This window comes from Streptomyces sp. H27-H5, from assembly GCF_026627505.1.
Lineage (GTDB): Bacteria > Actinomycetota > Actinomycetes > Streptomycetales > Streptomycetaceae > Streptomyces.
In genome coordinates, this window is record NZ_JAPNLK010000021.1 from 48,889 (window position 1) to 66,043 (window position 17,155).

The 17,155-nt window shown below is 71.1% G+C and carries 14 protein-coding genes; 9 read left to right on the plus strand and 5 right to left on the minus strand.

Annotation, left to right across the window (positions count from 1 at the left end):
• Positions 1–42: 42 nt before the first annotated feature.
• Together OTB19_RS13310 and OTB19_RS13315 are read right to left on the minus strand one after the other, a co-directional pair.
• A complete protein-coding gene (locus OTB19_RS13310; protein ID WP_267798342.1) occupies positions 43–4,206 on the minus strand; it encodes a hypothetical protein in 4,164 nt (1,387 codons plus the stop codon).
• A complete protein-coding gene (locus OTB19_RS13315) occupies positions 4,203–4,622 on the minus strand; it encodes a hypothetical protein (protein WP_267798344.1) in 420 nt (139 codons plus the stop codon). The genes OTB19_RS13310 and OTB19_RS13315 overlap by 4 nt, the downstream gene beginning before the upstream one ends.
• Before the next feature lie 399 nt (positions 4,623–5,021).
• Between OTB19_RS13315 and OTB19_RS13320 the strand changes: the two genes are divergently transcribed.
• From OTB19_RS13320 to OTB19_RS13340, 5 genes are all read left to right on the plus strand, one after another.
• Positions 5,022–5,546, plus strand: a complete 525-nt coding sequence (locus OTB19_RS13320; RefSeq protein WP_267798346.1) for a SigE family RNA polymerase sigma factor — start codon at positions 5,022–5,024, stop codon at positions 5,544–5,546.
• Between the two features lie 107 nt (positions 5,547–5,653).
• The gene (locus OTB19_RS13325) at positions 5,654–7,111 is read left to right on the plus strand and encodes a hypothetical protein (RefSeq protein ID WP_267798348.1); all 1,458 of its coding nucleotides are present in this window, start codon (positions 5,654–5,656) and stop codon (positions 7,109–7,111) included.
• A 330-nt stretch (positions 7,112–7,441) separates the two neighbouring features.
• Positions 7,442–8,374 (plus strand): class I SAM-dependent methyltransferase, encoded by a 933-nt coding sequence (locus tag OTB19_RS13330; protein WP_267798350.1) that lies wholly within the window; start codon positions 7,442–7,444, stop codon positions 8,372–8,374.
• Positions 8,375–9,378: 1,004 nt separating this feature from the next.
• The gene (locus tag OTB19_RS13335) at positions 9,379–10,392 is read left to right on the plus strand and encodes an SPFH domain-containing protein (RefSeq protein ID WP_267798351.1); all 1,014 of its coding nucleotides are present in this window, start codon (positions 9,379–9,381) and stop codon (positions 10,390–10,392) included.
• Entirely contained in the window at positions 10,389–11,288 is a 900-nt protein-coding gene (locus tag OTB19_RS13340) for a hypothetical protein (RefSeq protein ID WP_267798353.1), read from the plus strand. Before OTB19_RS13335 ends, OTB19_RS13340 begins: the two co-directional genes overlap by 4 nt.
• Positions 11,289–11,353: 65 nt before the next feature.
• On the opposite strand, the gene OTB19_RS13345 is transcribed toward OTB19_RS13340, so the two are convergent.
• A complete protein-coding gene (locus OTB19_RS13345) occupies positions 11,354–11,629 on the minus strand; it encodes a hypothetical protein (protein ID WP_267798354.1) in 276 nt (91 codons plus the stop codon).
• Positions 11,630–11,889: 260 nt separating this feature from the next.
• Positions 11,890–12,417 carry a 2'-5' RNA ligase family protein gene (locus OTB19_RS13350; protein ID WP_267798355.1) on the minus strand — a complete coding sequence of 176 codons (528 nt, stop codon included), beginning with the start codon at positions 12,415–12,417 and terminating at the stop codon, positions 11,890–11,892.
• Between the two features lie 314 nt (positions 12,418–12,731).
• Here OTB19_RS13350 and OTB19_RS13355 point away from each other — a divergent pair, with 314 nt between their 5' ends.
• The 3 genes from OTB19_RS13355 (at position 12,732) to OTB19_RS13365 (ending at position 15,391) form a co-directional block, all read left to right on the plus strand.
• On the plus strand, positions 12,732–13,358 hold the full coding sequence (locus tag OTB19_RS13355) for a hypothetical protein (RefSeq protein WP_267798356.1): 627 nt from the start codon (positions 12,732–12,734) through the stop codon (positions 13,356–13,358).
• 214 nt (positions 13,359–13,572) lie between these two features.
• Positions 13,573–14,232 (plus strand): maleylpyruvate isomerase N-terminal domain-containing protein, encoded by a 660-nt coding sequence (locus OTB19_RS13360; protein ID WP_267798357.1) that lies wholly within the window; start codon positions 13,573–13,575, stop codon positions 14,230–14,232.
• Positions 14,233–14,620: 388 nt separating this feature from the next.
• The gene (locus OTB19_RS13365; RefSeq protein WP_267798358.1) at positions 14,621–15,391 is read left to right on the plus strand and encodes a hypothetical protein; all 771 of its coding nucleotides are present in this window, start codon (positions 14,621–14,623) and stop codon (positions 15,389–15,391) included.
• Between the two features lie 257 nt (positions 15,392–15,648).
• Here OTB19_RS13365 and OTB19_RS13370 read toward each other — a convergent pair whose 3' ends face one another.
• Positions 15,649–16,554: a S41 family peptidase gene (locus tag OTB19_RS13370; RefSeq protein WP_267798359.1), complete on the minus strand. Its 906-nt coding sequence runs from the start codon at positions 16,552–16,554 to the stop codon at positions 15,649–15,651.
• Positions 16,555–16,611: 57 nt separating this feature from the next.
• Here OTB19_RS13370 and OTB19_RS13375 point away from each other — a divergent pair, with 57 nt between their 5' ends.
• Positions 16,612–17,154: an ArsR/SmtB family transcription factor gene (locus OTB19_RS13375; protein WP_267798360.1), complete on the plus strand. Its 543-nt coding sequence runs from the start codon at positions 16,612–16,614 to the stop codon at positions 17,152–17,154.
• The last annotated feature ends 1 nt before the right edge of the window (position 17,155 follow it).

Below are 17,155 nucleotides of genomic sequence, written 5' to 3' on the forward strand. Positions count from 1 at the left end.
TTGACTCCTGTTCGCTCTACCGCCACAACAGCTCCATTCGAATCATCGAGAGTGATACGCCCATCGCACCGGCTCGGTTTCCACCGTCCGTGACGTCGTGTTGATGAGCCTTCCCGCAGATGACGACACCCCTGGTCGTATATTCGATGGATTCATTTGTATGCGCGCTGACCGCTTGATCTCACCGCCAGCGAGCCGATGTGCGCCATGGCACCGGCGGGGGTCTTCCCGCCAAAGTGCCGCTCCTTCTGCCGTTACTTCGCGCAGGTGCTCTGAATAGGGCACGCCTGACGCGTACCGGGTCGTCCAGTCCTTCTCCGAGAGACCGGTGCCGACGATCCGGCAGGCGAGGCCGGTGAGGTCGGTGACGGTCGCGGGGAGGTCGCCCAGGTGCCACAGCCGGACATGGCCGCCCTGCCCGGACACCACGGCCAGGGTCCTGCCGTCGGGGCTGAAGCGGATGTCCTCGGCGGTCTCCTCCACGGTCGCCGCGAGGGAGGGCCGTGCAGGGTCGGAGACGTCCCAGATGCCGACTGAGCCCGATTTCTCGGCGGTGGCGACGAGGCGGCCGGCGGGGTGGAACACCACCCGGTGGGCCTCCTTGACCGGCATCGAGGCGATCGGCGCATGACCGACGTCCTGTCCGACCGGCCACTGGAGTACCTGGCCCCCCGCGGAGTCGTCCGTCACCAGCCGGCGCCCGTCCGGGCTGAAAGCCGCGTGGTCCATCCCCAGCAGCGAATGGCGCGTGGAGGTACGGGCGTCGGCCGGCGGCTTGGCATGGTGGACCCGGGCGGGCGCCGACGGGTTCGACACGTCCCAGAGCGAAGAGGGCAGGGCCAGCAGTCGGCCGTCCGGACTGAACACGGTCGGCGTGGTGCCCAGGATGTGGTGGCCGATGACGGGTGCCGGCTCGTCGGTGTCGTTGATCAGTTCGTTGAGCGACTCCTGGAGGTACCGCCGGCCGGGCACGGGCGTGCCGGTGTCCCAGAGGCCGACCCAGGTCTTGCCCACCGGGAGTTCCCTGCCCGACGCGACCAGCAGCGCCGTGCGCGGACTGAATGCCAGCGACGTCACCCCCGTCGGAGTGGCCAGCACGGCCCGCTGCCGAGGCCGGTCGGGGTCCGTCAGGTCCCAGAGCACCAGCTCGCCGCGCGCGGAGATGGTGTCCGCGATCGTGCCGACCGCCAGAGTCGTGCCCTCCCGGTCGAAGGCCAGGGTTTCCACCGGATGCGCGGACCCGTTCACGAGCGGCGGCAGTTCGCGCGGGTGAGCCGGGTCCCGGACGTCCCACTGATGGACGCCGCCCGCGAAGCCGCCCACCATCAGCCTGCTGCCGTCCGGGCTGAACGCGGCCTCGGCAAGGCCCGCCTCACCGGTGTCGAGGCCGGCCGCGAGGCTGGGCGCCCTGCGCGGGGCGACCCGCCAGCGCCAGACCGAGCGGGATTCGTCGACCACGAGGACGTGCCGGCCATCGCTGCTGAAGGTGAACCCGGCGGGCTTGGCGGGACCGGGGAGCGCGGCCGGTCCGGAGGGGCGGACCGGGTCCGCGACGTCCCACAGTTGGGTCCGCCCCCCTTCGGATGCCGTGACGACGGCACGGCCGTCGGGGCTGAAAGCCGCCGCCCGGACATCGGTCGGATGCTCCAGTACGGCGAGCCTTTCGGGGGCGGCCGGGTTCGTGAACCGCCACAGGGCGAGCTTGTGCCCGGAGGCGACGGCCAGCACCGGGGCGTTCGGGCTGACGGCTAGCGTGCCGGCCGTGTGGCCCCGTGTCCGGGACACGGCACGCGGACGTTGTGGGTCCGCCACGTTCCAGAGCTGCCAGCCGGAGAAGTGCGTGATGGACTCCGGCCCCAACGAAGCGTCCTTCGTGCCCAGGCCGGAGGCGGTGACCAGCGTATGCCCGTCGGCACTGAACCGTACGGTGTCGGCATCGGTCGCCGGAGTCGGCGCGGAGAGCCGGCGCGGCAGGGCGGGATCGCCGATGTCCCACAGGGTCAGCGTGCCGTCGGCGCCGCCGGCCACGACCGCCAGCGTCCTGCCGTCCGGGCTGAAGGCGGCATCCTGCACCTCCTCCAGGCCCGTACGGAACGGTAGCCGGCGGGGGCGCCGGAGATCTGTCGTGTCCCACAGGGACAGCTCGTGGACGGGGGAGGCACCGACGATGCCGCCGGTGACGACGGCGAGGGTGCGCCCGTCGACGCTCAGCGAGACATGGGCGACCTCGTCGGGAAGGCCGGTCAGGGTGGCGAGCCGCCGCGGGCGCACGGGGTCCGCGGTGTCCCACAGGTCGACGGACGGGGCGCGGTCGCCCGCGACGGCCAACAGGGTGCCGCCTTGGAAGAAGGCGGCGACATCGTCCACCGGCCCGAGGGCCCCGTCAGGTGACGCGCCGTCGAACCGGGTCCGTTGAAGGGTGCTGAGCAGCCCCTGCCGGCCATCCGGAGTGGGGTCGACCTGCTGGGCGGCGAGGCTGAGCCGCAGCGAGGTGCGGGGATCGCTGTCGCGCAGGCTCTCGGCCTGCGCCCGTAAGCCCCGGCCAACCGCGAGTATGCTCTGCTTCTTCGCCGTCGTGTCCGACTCGTCGGCGCGGCGGCTCTGCATCTGCGCGGTGACCGTGCCGGCGACGGCGAGGAGTGCGAGTACCACCAGCGCCGCCAACGAGCCGCGGAAGAGCACGGAGGCCCGACGAGCCTGCCGGAGCGACGCGTCGAGGAAGGTCATGGCGGTGGGGGAGAGGCTGCCCCGCCCGTGCCCGGCCGCCCAGTCCCGAGCGGCTTTCAGGCGGCTGCCCCGGTACAAGTGGGAACGGTCACGTTCCGCGGCGGCCCAGCCGGCCGCGTCCTCCTCGATCTGCTGGCGCAGGAGGTTGTCGGCTCGGTGGACGTTCACCCAGTCCCGCAGCCGCGGCCAGGCCCGCAGGAGGGCTTCATGGCTGATGGCAACCGTCTCCCGCCGCAGGGTGAGCAGCCGTCCCGAGGTGAAGCCGGACAGCACGGCCTGGGCCGCGTCGGGGTCCAATCCCTCCGTCAGCTGCGCGCTGGGTACGGTGCGCCGTGTGTCGTCCAGGCCGTCCCCGATCCGGACCAGGCGGCGGAACATGACCTCGGCGGCCTGCCGGCCGAGCGGATCCAGCCTGCGGTAGGCGTCTTCGGCGCTGTTGGACACGGCACGGTGCATGCCTCCGGTGGCCTGGTACCCCGCGACGGTCATCAGGGAGCCGTCCCGCCGCTGCCAGGTCAGTCGCAGCGCGTGGGCCAGGTGCGGCAGCAGTCCGGCGTCGTACACCTCCTTGGTGTCGGTCGTGCCGCCGAGGTCCTTCAGCAGCAGTTCGACGAGACCCTCCTCCAGCCGCAGGCCGGTCTCGCGCGCCGGGAAGATCACGGCCTCGCGCAACTGTGCCCGGTCCATCGGACCGACGAGGACCTGCCGGTGCTCCAGAGCATCGTGCAGCGGCTGGTATCCGGCGCACTGCTCGTAGAAGTCCGCCCGCAGGCCGTAGACGACCAGCGCGGGACCGCCCGCTCGGGCCAGCACGTCGAGCGCGGTGACGAACCGGTACCGTTCCCGCTCGTCGCCGACCAGGGTGAACAACTCCTCGGCCTGGTCGACGACCACGACCAGCCTGCCGCTCTCGCGCTCGGCGAGCGCGGTCCGCAAACGAGCGACCGACACCTCCGGTTCGGCGTCGAGTCGACGCTCCACCTCCTCCGGATCGTCGCCCGTCAGCGCGGCCAGGTGCGTGGCCAACGCGGCCATCGGCCGGGCGGTCGGGGTGAACACCAGACAGGGCCAACGCCGCGACCCCGGTAACGCACCCGCGGCGAGATCGGGCACGAGGCCGGCACGCAGCAGCGAGGACTTGCCCGCACCGGACGGGGCCACGACGGCCAGCGCGCCGCCCTCGCGCAGACACTCGTCCAAGCGGGCGGTGAGCCGGGCGCGCAGCGCGTCCCGGCCGAAGTACCACCGTGCCTGCTCGACCCCGAAGGCGCTCATGCCGGGGTAGGGGCACTCGTCCCCGGCGTCCGAACCCGGCCGGACCCGGTCCACCCGGTGGCTGCCGTCCCAGAAGTGCAGGTGCATGTCCCGGTTGGATACGTACTGGTCGGCCGCCGCCACGTAGATGGTGCCGGAGCCGGAGGCATAGGCCTCCACACGGATCTCGGGCCCGGCCTCCCCGCCCGCCGCGGATCCGGTCACGGTCCGGTGATGTGCATGTCGCCGCCGGACATGTAGATCCTGGCGTGCTCCGAGGCCCTGCCCTGCATCTCCACCCGATTGCCGCGGTCGGCCGAGGGCGCCACCGGGGGCAGCTCGGCGAGGAGGGCGCGGAGTTCATGCTCCAGCGCCGGATCGGCGGCCAGGAGTCGACGCAGCCGGGCCCGCCACTCCACCGTCAGCTCCTCCTCGGCGCCGCCGTCACCGGCTTGGCGGGCCGCCAACAACTCGGTCCGGGTCGCGAGCAGTTCACCCTCGATCGCCTCGGCCTGTTCCGGGCGGGCCCGCTGCCACAGCGCGGTGACCGCCACCTTGGTCTGCTCCCAGGCGTCCGTGGCCAGCAGCCCGACCACCGTGGTCGCGGCCGAAGACGCCAGGACCACCAGTTCCGAATCCACGCCCGACCCCCCTTCTTCGATCCGGTGTTCATTGTGCATCCAAGGTGACCTTCCCACTCCAACAACCCCTCCTCCAGGATGCTTTGGCTGGTCAGCGGCCCGTCGTACGCCTTCCCGCGCGGGCCGGGTCCCCGGACCGGTGCGGTGTACGGGGCATCGGACGCGACGGTCTCGCGCCGGGCCCGCGAGGCCGGGGTGGCGGGCGTGCGGCGGGAGACCGCGTACGACGATGGCGTCGCGCACGGGCGCTGTACGAGGCGGAGGATGCGAACGCGAGGTGGTCCACGTCCACTTCCACGGCCCGGACGCCGGAGCTCCGCTAATTCCCTCCCTGCGGGGTGAAACATTTACCCACCCCCGCCGCGTCAATGGGGTGAGTCGGATGCGAGGGGGACGGGGATGCGGCAAGCACGCAGGGAGGGGTTCCGCGAGTTCGCGGAGGGCCGGGCGGGAAGTCTTTACCGGTCGGCCTGTCTGCTGGCGAGTGGGGACACCCATCTCGCCGAGGACCTCGTGCAGGAGACCCTGGGTCGGATGTACCTGATCTGGGGGAGGACCTCGGGCATCGACAATCCGGCGGCGTACGCGCAAACGGTGCTGGTACGGGAGTTCCTCAAGCACAAGCGTCGCCGCTCCGCGGGGGAACGGCCCTTCGCGGTCCCGGCCGAGTCGGGCGGGACGACGGCGATGCCGGTCGCGGGGGCCGATCCGGTCCTGCGGCTGACCCTGTTGGAGGCGCTCGGCCACCTGGCCCCCAAGGACCGGGCGGTGCTCGTGCTGCGGTACTGGGAGGACCGCAGCGTCGAGGAGACCGCCGAGGCCATGAACGTCACCTCGGCCGCGGTGCGCACGCGCAGTTCCCGGGCGCTCGCCCGCCTCCGCGCCGAACTGGGCGGCAGCCTCAGTGTGTTCGTGGCCACTTGAGCCCGGTGGCCCATCCTGCCCGCCGCCCCATGCCTCGCTCCCGTCATGTCCGTCGCCGGGTCACACGCCGGCGCGTTTCCCCACCACCACCCGGAAGGTGACTCGGCATGCCCTTTGAAGATGAACTCGGTGCGGCCCTGCGGCGCGCAGGAGACGGATTCGTCCCCGACCGCCCGGACCTGGTGGCCTCCGGCGAACGGCGCGGACGCCGGCTGGTGGCCCGCCGTCGGGCTGCAGTCGTCGGCGGTTCGGCGCTGGCCTTGGCCGTCGTCGGCTCCGCCGGCGTCTACGGAGGCGGTCTCCTCGGCACCGGCAAGGACGGCATGGCGAACGTCGCCGCCCCCGTCCCCACCACCCCGCCGGCCGCCACCCCCGCCCCGCAGCCCGCGCAGCCGGCTGGTGGGGTGACTGCGGCCCGACTGATCGAGATCTACCGGCAGTTGCTGTCGGGCGGCCGGGTGAGCGACACCACGGCCCGCTTGCCGGGCGGCGCCGACCAGTCGCCGAACGCGATGGTGGCCGGCGTGTACGACGACGGCAAGGGCCGTGCGGCGATCTCCGTGGGCCTCGCCCGCACCGACCCGCACGGTCAGGCGGCCGAGGACATGCTGGAGTGCCCCGATCCCGAGCTCATTCCCTATGACTCCTGCGCTGTCGAGACACTGCCGGACGGCGGCAGGCTGAACCTCTTCCAAGGCTACGAGTACCCGGACAAGCGCGAGCCCACCAAGCTGTGGCGGGCCGTCCTGGTCACCCGTGAGGGCTATCAGGTCGACGTGTCGGAGTGGAACGCTCCCGCCGAGAAGGGGCAGCCTGTCAGTCGGCCCAACCCGCCTTTGAACAAGTCCCAGTTGAAGTCCTTCACCACCTCGTCCCTGTGGCGCCAGATCCTGAGCCGGCTGCCCGCGCCCCAGCAGGCGCCGGAGGGGACGGACGCGTCGGACGGGAACACGGGCCACGGGTCGAGCCCCGGCGCCTCCGCGGGCACCGGTACCGGTACCGGCGACACCACCGGCACGACCACCGACAAGGGCAAGGGCACGGGCAAGGGCACGGGCAAGGGCGGCGCCACCCCGGGCGACCCGCGGCCGTCCGGCGGAACGGGCCAGACGCCCGACCAGGGAGGAACGGATCAGGGTGACTCGGGTCAAGGCGACGCGGGCCACGGCGGCACGGTAGGGGTGCTGGAGTCCGGGATCAAGATCCTGCGCAGGTCCGGACAGCCCGGCTACGGCGCCCTCGTGCTCGACGACGGCAAGGGTGCCTCGCTGGTCCAAGTCAACGTCCAGGAGGGCATGGGCGAGGCCCTCAAGGACCGCATGGAGGGCGCGGGCGTCATCGTCCTGCCCGACGGCACCCGGGTGCTGGCCGAGCAGAAGTCGGGCGAGAAGGGCGGCTCGGGCGTGGTCTGGTGGAGCGTCGACACACTGCGCCCGGACGGGCGCCGGGTCGTCGTGTCGGCCTTCAACACCGGCGACCAGTCGAAGGCGGCCACCAGGGCCAAGCCCATCCTGACGATGGAGCAGATCAAGGCCATCGCCCTCGACCCGAAGTGGTTCGGATGATCCCTCGCGCGGGGTCCCGCCAGGCATCCGCCCGCGTGCGGCTGCACACGTGGCACCGACGTAGCCCTTCACGACCGCGGTCGTGAAGGGGGAGCGGCCCGGGGTCGGCCAAAGCGACTCCGGCGGCCGCCCGGTCGGCGGCGGCGTGACCGCCCTACGAGTACGGGCTTCGACACTGCCGTCGCGCGCGGGAGGCCGGGCCGTGTGGTGTACCGACAGTGTGCGTCCGGGTGCCGCTGCACGGCCGGCGGCCGTTCGCCGTGCCGTCACCTGGAACCCGCATTCTCGCCGGACAGACCGATCCACCTCGCTCCCGGGGATGTCCACTTCATGACCGCACCGCTTGCGCAGCCCGAAGAACTCCCGAACCTGCCCGCGCCCACGCGTTTGGACGAGGTGAAGGGATGGTTCTGGCCGGCCGACCAGATCCTCTTCGACTGGTTCCTGAGCCGCCAGAACGCCGACCCGTCGGGTGGCGGGGACCTCCTGGAACTCGGCGCCTATCTGGGCAAGAGCGCCATCTTCCTCGGCGGATACCTCAAGGAGGGGGAGGAGTTCACGGTCTGCGACCTCTTCGATTCCCCGGCCGAGGACGACAGCAACGACGACGAGATGCGACGCTCGTACGCGACCCTGACGCGCCAGGCGTTCGAAGCCAACTACCGCTCGTTCCATGACGAGTTGCCGACGGTGGTGCAGGCGGTGACGGCGGTCCTGCCCGACCGCGTCCGGCCCGCCTCCTGCCGCTTCGTTCACGTGGACGCCTCGCACCTGTACGCGCACGTGCACGCGGACGTGGAGACCTCGCGACTGCTGGCCGCCCCAGGAGCGGTCGTCGTCTTCGACGACTTCAGGGCGGAGCACTGCCCGGGCGTCGCGGCAGCCGTCTGGGGAGCCGTGGACGCGCGGCGCTTGCACGTCCTGTGCATCACCCAGCACAAGATGTACGCGACGTGGGACGACCCCGAACCGCTGCGCACGGAACTGGCCGTGTTCCTGGCCGGCCGCGAGGATCTGTGGCACGGGGTGGAGGAGGTGGCCGGCGCACCCCTGATCCGGATCACCGGCCGGAAGGCGGTCCCCCCGCCGCACCCCCGCTCCCGCCACGAGACGGCCGCCCCCGACCCGGCCCCGGAGCCGGTTGCTGTCCCCGCGGCAGTACCGTCGCGGCGCACCCCTCGCCGGCGGAGCCCGCTGGCCCGCCGCCTGGCCAGGGACCTCCTTCCCCCGGTCCTGACCCGCACGGTGCGCCGCTGGCTGTAGTAACGGCGCCGCTGCCGCCGCCGGCGACCGAGCCTCCCGAGGACGGCGGAAGAGGCCGGTGGCGTCCTCAGCGCCCGTGAGCGGGGGCTCGCTCGGCGAATCGTGAAGACGGCATGCCAGTCTCGCCGAGGCTCCATCCGAAACCGGCCGCCCCGGAGGCGAGGAGTGGGCGCTGGGTCTGACCGCGATGCGGCTCCCGTGCCGGGGCGCTGGACAGGCAAAAGGCACGCTCATCAGGCGGCGTGTCCGGCCTGAGGTGCTGAGACCGGAATCCACGTCCCGAATCCCGTCGGCTGTCACCCGTCTCGTATGGCCAGGCTGAGGCGCTCGCTCGCCCCATGCCCGTCCAACATCGCGATTCCAAAAGAGCCGTGGCCCCTCACGAGCCACCGGCCGGACACGTCATTTCTCAGACAGTTTTGTGCTCGGTATCGCGATCAGCGCGAGATCGGTCTCAGTTGGTGTGTCGCCTGACCCAGGAGATGAAATCGCTTTCCGAGGAGAACGTGTGGTTGCGTTCCCTCGTGATTCCGTTGTTGTCATCGACGGTGGCATTTTTCAAGCTACCGTCCGTTTGAAGCTGCCCCGTGGCTTTCCAGTGACTGCTCGGGTCGATCCACATCTTCGTCGTCACTATCGCCTCCGCCGTGCGCACATGAGTCCTGCGAACTTCCGTGAAGGCTAACCGGCGCGAATGCAGGTTGTCTCAGAATCGGGCCAATCGACTGCGCATCCACACCTCGGCCAGGTCGCCAAGACGAACTCCCTGACCACGTGCCCCACGCCTACCTCAGCCGGCCCGTCACTACCCCCTGCGCAGGTCACACTGGCGCCGCAGACGACGACACCGAGCCCGCACCGGGCAGCCCCGTCCCGCGAGCCGAGGATCCGTTTGAGGACTCCGTTGTTGCTGGTCCAGTGCCCCGGATCCTCTCTTTTCGTCCCCTTGACGATATCTGCCCGCCTCGTTATCGTCGTCCTGACGAAATGAAGGGGGTTCAGTCATGGCCGACATCACCCGGCGCTTCGGCTGGCGTCACCTGCGCTCCGCGCCCACCACCCACATCCGCCACCACAAGCGCGGCCGGCTCGTCCACGACGGACGGGGGCTCAGTTTCTGGTACCGGTCGCTGTCGGCGGCGCTTTCCGAAGTGCCGGTCGACGACCGGGAGCTGGCCATGGCGTTCCACGCCCGTACCTCCGACTTCCAGGACGTCGCGGTGCAGGCCACCGTCACTTACCGGATCAGCGACCCGGCCGAGGCCGCGGAACGACTGGACTTCTCCGTCGACCCGGACACCGGGAGTTGGCGCGGCGCACCCTTGGAGCAGATCGCCACTCTTCTCACCGAGACCGCGCAGCAGCACAAGCTGGACGTACTCGCCCGCACCCCGCTGGCCGTCGCCCTGGTGGGCGGTGTCGCCTCCGTGCGGGAACGGGTCGCCGCCGGTCTCGCCGACGAGCCCAGGCTCCCGGCCACCGGCATCGAGGTGGTGGCCGTGCGGGTCGTGGCGATCCGCCCCGAGGCCGATGTGGAGCGCGCCCTGCGCACCCCGGCCCGCGAGCAGATCCAGCAGGAGGCGGACCGGGCCACCTATGAACGGCGGGCCGTCGCCGTCGAGCGTGAACGCGCCATCGCCGAGAACGAGTTGGCCAGTCAGATCGAACTGGCACGACGCGAGGAGCAGTTGATCGACCAACGCGGCACCAACGCCCGTCGCGAGGCCGAGGAGAAGGCGGCGGCCGACAGCGTACAAACCGAGACCGAGGCGGCCCGCAAGGTCGCCCTGGCCCGCGCGGACGCCGAGGCTGCCCGCGAGACGGGAGCCGCGCGCGCCGAGGTCCAGGCGGCCTGGCTGCGCGTGCACGGCGAAGCCGGCACGGGCACGCTGCACGCCCTGGCGGCGACCCGGCTGGCGGAGAACCTGCCGCGGATCGAGAGCATCACGCTCTCTCCCGACGTCCTCACCGGGCTCCTCACCAGGCTCGGACGTCCGGAAGGCGGCGCGGGAGCGTGAGCCTGGCCCCCCGGGCGGTGCTCGTGCACCGCAGAACCGAGTACGAGGAGCTGCTCGCCCGGCACGGGACGCACGGGCAGGCCGCGTTCTTCCTCTCCAGCCGGGGCCGTTCGATCGACGAGGTGGTACGCCGCCACGACCGCACGCGGGAGGCGCTGCGGGAGGTGGCCGCGGCGGTGCCGCTCACCTGGCGCAGCTCCCGGGTGGAGCGGGCGGACCTGGACCGCTTCCTGTTCGCCCCGGAGGACGTGGTGGTCGTGGTCGGCCAGGACGGCCTGGTCGCCAACACCGCGAAATATCTGCGGGGACAGCCGGTGGTGGGCATCGACACCGACCCGGGGCGCAACCCGGGGGTCCTGGTCCGTCACCGCCACGCCGACGCGGCCGCCCTGTTGCGTGCGGCGATCGGCGCCGGAGGCCGGGCAGAGGAGTTGACCATGGTCGAGGCCGTCGCGGACGACACCCAGCGCCTTCTCGCGTTGAACGAGATCTACCTGGGCTCGCCCGGTCACCAGACGGCCCGCTACCGCCTGGGCTCCGACGACGAGACGGGCCCGGGGGAGGCCCAGGCATCCTCCGGGGTGCTGGTGGGCACCGGCACCGGCGCCACCGGCTGGCTGCGCTCCCTGTGGTTGGAGCGCGGCAGCGCCGCGGGATTGCCCGCACCATGCGACCGGCGGCTCCTGTGGTTCGTGCGCGAGGCCTGGCCCTCCCCGACGACCGGAACCACGAAGGTCGCCGGTGAACTGGGGCAGGGGCAGGAACTGCAGCTGACCGTGGAGTCGGACCGGATCGTGGTCTTCGGCGACGGGATGGAGAGCGACGCCCTGGTGCTGACCTGGGGCCAGAGCGTACGGCTGGGCATCGCCGGAACGTCACTGCGCCTGGTGACGTGAGCGTCCAGCCCGGCCCGCTGTCGCCACTGCGGACCCACGGGGAGGACGACGCGCGAAAGAACGGCCTAGCGAGGCTCGTGGGCCGCCTCGCGACAGGCACCATTGGCGGCGCCACCGGAGACACCGGCGGCAGTCAGGCCGTTCACGCACCCCTGTACGTCTCCCGATACGCCACGGGTGCAGGCGGACGTGACGGCGTCGGTGACCTGGACACCCGTCCTCTCCGCAGTCTTCGTACAGGCCGGGATGTCCGTGGGCGCGGCGTGGACGGCGGGGGCCAGGCCGCCGAGCGCGAGGGCCAGACCGGCGAGGACGCCTGCGGTGCGGGTCGACGCGCGCATGCGACGCACCTGCTCTCCGGGGACTCGGGGCTCGGGGTACCGGCCCGGCGGGGGCCGGTGCTTCCTTACCCCTTCGACGCTAGACCAGCCCCCCGGCGCCCGCACCCGAGGGCCCGGGATACGGGGCGACCTGGTCTCCCTCCATCGCGGCAGCAGCCCGGCCCCCCATCCGGTCCGAGCGGAGGTCGTTCTTCACCGGCTGACGACACTGGTCTGCACCAGCATGCGAGGCGCGGCAGCACTGGGTGGGTGTGCGGAGTTCACGGCCCGTCCGGGACACCGAGCGGCACGGTGAACCGCGACTGCCAGCCTTCCTCCGTCAACACCACCAACTGGACCGCCGCCGCACGGGCGGGCAGTGGCAGCAGGTTGTCGATCGCAGCGCGGACATGGGCGGCAGTCGTCGGGTTGTCCGCGCCCAGGGCGACAGTGACATGGGCGGCGGGCCGCGCTCCGAAGCGGCCCCCGTACGGGCGCGACCCGGGCCACTGCGCGCGGAACGCGTCGACGATCGCTTGGAGTCCCGGAACGGTGACGGCGATGAAGCCGGGCTCCGTCGCGACCTCCTCCAGGAGCAGATCAGCCGCCGGAAAACTCGCCGCCAGGGAACGCACGTCCTTCTCGTCCTGGCCCGTCAGTGCCGATGCCGGCACGAACGGGTAGAGGAGCGAGACGTGCGCCGGCACCCCACGACGCACCAGAGCCGGGTCGATACCCGACGCCGCGTCAAGGAGCGGGGCGGCATCGGGCAAGACAATGACGACGGCGGTGGTCCCTGGATCTGGCATGCCGTCATCATCGCAGCCGGTCCGAATACTGCGCCCATCGCACTTCGAGGGAGGCGAGCTGGGCATGGTCAAGGCGGTCAGTCTGGTCGCGGTGGTGTCTGTCAGCGTGGGGGCTTGGCCCTTGGCTCATGCAGGCATCTTCGCCCAGGCGGTCAAGTTCACCGCAACCGAACTACCAGAGAGCCTTCAGGTGCGATGTGAGGGAAGGTACCGCTTCGTCGGACGCACGTGTGAGAGACTCTGCGGCACCTGCATGTCATGTTCCGGACAATCGTGTACCAGTGCGGTGCACAAAGGAGAAGGGCTGCGACGCCATGAACGGATCCGCCTCGAAGAAGTTAAGCCGGGTGGGCCTCGCGCTCGGTGCGGCCCTGGCGTCGACCATGCTCTGTACCACGGTGAGTGCCGCGGCGCCCGGGGGCGTGGGCGGGGTCGCGGGTGTGGACTCCGTCGCGCGTACGGTGGGCCTGCGAGACTGCCCCGTCGTGTACTTCGATCTGGGCGAGACCCTCGTGCACACCGCTGACGACGGCAGCATCACCTACCAGTCCGGAGCGGCCTCGTACCTGCGCGCCCTGCGTGAGCGCCACATCAGAATCGGGCTGATCACCAACGTGCCGCCCTCCTGGGGCGCGACTGACGCCGAGCGTGCCGCCAGGCTGAAGAAGGAAGTCGACGCTACCTGGAAGGGACCTGAGCCCTTCGCGTGGAAGGACTTCGGCGGCCGGATCCTGACCCCCCGCACCGAGGTGGAGCGCAAACCGGCTCCCGCTCTCTGGCAGCGCGCGAGGGCCGAGTCGGGGTCCTGCCGGCTCGTCTTTCAGGCGGAGACGACCGAAGAGGTCAAGGTCGCCGCCTCGCTGGGCTATGTGCCGTACCAGGTCGGACAGCCCCACCGACCCGCGTTCCTCCCGGTCGCCCTGGTCCGACTCCTCGGATAGCCGGCAGGGAGCGCGGCGGCCACGGTGACCACGGCGCCCATCACGGTCACCTGAGTGGTGCACAGGCTGGTGAGGTCTTTCCCCCGGCCGCTGTACCCACGATGGAGAGAGAACCACTGCCCAATAAGCGGAGCAGTGGGCGGCGGGGACACGACCCGGCCGGACCGGCCGGCCGCGCTTGTCCGCCGCCGGGGCGTCGCACGACGGTGCCGGTGTGGACCTTTTCACCCGTTCCTGGACGGCGTTGCGCACGGCGGTCGCCGAGATCCCGGATCCGGACTTCGCGCGGCCGTCGGGTTGCGCGGGCTGGCTCGTACGGGACCTCGTGTGCCACCTGGTCATCGATGCCCAGGACGTTCTGATCACCCTCGCCACCCCCGCCGCGACGAACCCGACCGTCGACGCGGTGACCTACTGGCACGCCCAGGACCAACCCCCGACCGACGAGGATCCGCTCGACGCCCTCACCGTCCGGCTGGCCGCCGCGTACGGGGACCCGCACCTGCTCCGGTTCCACCTCGACGACGTCGGCTCCGCCGCCGGCCGCGCCGCCGAACTCGCCGATCCGCGGGCCCGGGTGGGTACGCGCGACGAGGTCCTCACCGTGGGCGACTACCTCGGCGCGTACGTCCTGGAATGGACGCTGCACCACCTCGACCTGATCGCCCACCTCCCCAACGCGCGGATCCTGCCGCCCGAGGAGAGCATGGCCCGCTCCCGCGCCATGCTGGAGCGGATCGCCGGCGCGGCGTTCCCGACGTCGTTCACCGACCGGGACGCACTCCTGGTCGGCACCGGCCGCATCGCGCCCACCGACGCGCAGCGGGCCGAACTACGCGACACCGCGGTGAGGTTCCCGCTCGTCCTGGGCTGATCCGGCCCCGCCGGGCATTGGCGGGGACTCCGAGCGGAACACCGGCCGATGGTCCGTTGGTCTTCACGCCGGAGCCCGTGGAACTGTACTCCTTCGCTGCGGAGCGCGAGCGGCTGTCCACTTCTCCTGAGTCAGGAATCGTCCGGGTGCTCCAGGCCCGGCTTCGCGATGCCAAGAGCGTAGACATGCTGTGCTGTGTGCTGCTGTGTGCTGCGCCTGATCGCGCGACTCAAGTGGCCTGCGCCGTCTGCTGTTCGGGCTCTTCGCAGTGACGGCCGAGCCGGAGCCGCAGGACTTCCGGCCGCGCCCTCGGTGTGGTCGCCCCGTCGGGCAGCCGCACCACATTGCGTAGCCTGGCCCCCTTGCAACGGCGCGTACGGGGAGCGGCATGAGGCATCAGCAGGTGTTGGACAAGCTGGCCGCACGGGGGCACGTACGGGCGCTGGACGAGGATCTGGCACGCCAGGTGGCTCACCAGATGAGCTACCCGGGCTGCTCGCACGAGGACGTGGCCCGCGCGGTGATTCCCCCGATCCTCGCCCGGTGGCGCTGCCTGCTCGAATCCGAGGAGGCGCGCCCCGCGACGAAGGACGTGGTCCGAGTCGCGCTCGCCACGCTTCTGCACAAGTACGGTTTCCAGGATCCGGCGATCACCGCGGAGGCGATCGCGGCGGTGGACGCGCTCAACGACGCGGTAGTGCTCTCAGACGCCTTCGAACGACAGTCTGCAGACATCAAGAAACTGCTGCGCACGGCGCCGACTCCGCTGTCCCGCCGACCCGGTTCACCCCGGTCCGTCACTTTCCTGCGGGTCGGCGACGTTCTGTCGATCGAACTGAGAGGGCACTTCCAAGCCGCGTACGTGCGGCAGGTGACCGGCTTGAACGAAACCCCGGTGATCGAGTTCTACGCCGGCGCTTTCACCCGGCCGCCCGAACTCGCCGACCTCGCGGGCCGTGAGGCGGCACGGCCAGGCGGGCGGGCACGCTTCTCGGTCGACGGCCTCACCTACCTGCCCGACCCCGCCCACCAGGTCCGCGCGGTCGCCGCCGCACACGGGGAAGGGCCGCACGGCGGCGAGCCCGGCCCCAGCCAGGGCCTGCACACGATCACGGACATCCTCACCCTGCAGCGGCACATGGACGAACTCATCGCATAGAAACGGCCAAAGGCTACCGGTGCCCCCACCCGCGCCGCGCTCGCTCTGGTGGACTCGCTGCCGCAGGTCACGGTCCCACCGGCCGAGGTACGGCGAGCTCATTGCCGCCCCCCGAGCTGGGTTCCCGGCGTGGTGACGCGAAACGCCACGACGACAGATAACTGAACGGGGACGGAGCGAAGGCCCGTTGCTCTACTTTGCAGCCGCCACGGCCTGTAACCGGCGTGCGGTGTGGAATCTGGCGCGGTGCTCCCTGTTCAGTCTGCCAGGCGGGCGAGGGCCAGCGCGTGGGCCTGGGCGAGGGAGTCGGCAGCAGCGCAAGGGATGTCCGGCTGCACGCCGATGCCCTCCCAGTTGGTGCCGGAGACGGGGTTGATGGCGCGCCCCATGGGGATGGTGACTTCCAGGTGTGGGTGCACCGTCCAGCCCCTGCACGGATGTGCGCCGCCGCGGGTGCGCTCGCCGACGACCACGGCGCGGCCGAGCTGCTGGAGGTCGTACGCCAGCTCCTCAGCGGCAGAGAAGGTGCTGTCGCTGGACAGCACGTACAACGGCTTGCTGCCACCGAAGCGCGCGCCGGGAACGTGAGGCAGGCTCCACGACTGCTCGCTGCGCCCGCCGTCGCGCCAGTTCATGGTGTTGAGGTGGGTGCGCTCGTCGAGCAGGTAGCTGCAGACGAAGGCGACCGTGTCCGGGTCGCCGCCCCGGTTGCCGCGAAGGTCGATGATCAGCGCCTGGGCGCGGGAGGCCAGGGTGAGCGCGGCGCCCAGCGGTTCGGCGGCCCACTCCAGGGGAAACAGCATCGGCGCCAGCTCCACCACGGCGACCCCTCCGTCGAGCAACTGCACCCGGGGCGCACCGCCCAGCGTGCTGTCGAAGTCCCGCCGCATGGCGTCCAAGGTGGCCGCCCCCTGCTTCGGGGACACCGGATCGGCGTGGTGCTTCAGTCTCAGGTGTCGGTCGCCGTTGACGGACTGCAGGTCCGCGGTGACCAACCGGGCGAGCTCCTCGGCGCCGTCGACGTCGTAGGCGCCCTCGACGAGGCGTCGTTGCAGCAGGCCGGCGAGCTGCTCGGCTATCTCGGGGAAAACGTAATGTTCGGTCAGGAGTTGGACTGTCTCGTCGACAACCGGGGCCGTCTGAAGCTTCGTTGAAGTCGTCACGGCAGGGAGTAGAGCATCGCCCTTGCGAAAGCGTCAACAACTTTAGACACTTTGGGTATGCGTGATCAGCCTACCCATCTGCCACCCCCCGAGGATGTTCTGGAGATCGGTGCGCCAGAGCAGTTCGCGGCACTCGCCCACCCGTTGCGCCAGCGGTTGCTCTTCGCCCTAGGGCACCGGCCCGCGACCGTCAGGCAGCTTGCGGCGCAACTCGACGCGAAGAAGGGCAACGTGGCACACCACCTCAAAGTGCTCCGCGAAGCCGGGCTGATCCACATCGCCGAGACCCGCCAGGTCCGCGGCGGCACCGAGCAGTACTACCAGCGCACGGCCCGCCACATGGTCGTCTCCGAACCTCAAGCGGCAGGCACCGCAGCGATGTTCACCGCGTTCGCCCAGGAGCTGGACCTCTCACCCGCCGAGAGCCACCTGACACTGCGCCACCTGCACCTGAGCCCCACGAAGGCGAAAGAACTCGGCGAGACCCTCGCCAAACTGGTCGACGAAGCCGAAGAGGAGGCAGAAGGCCGGCCCCTGCACGGCGTGTTGGTGGCGCTCTATCAGCAGGCCCTGCCGGCCGGCACCATCAGTTCCGCCTAGC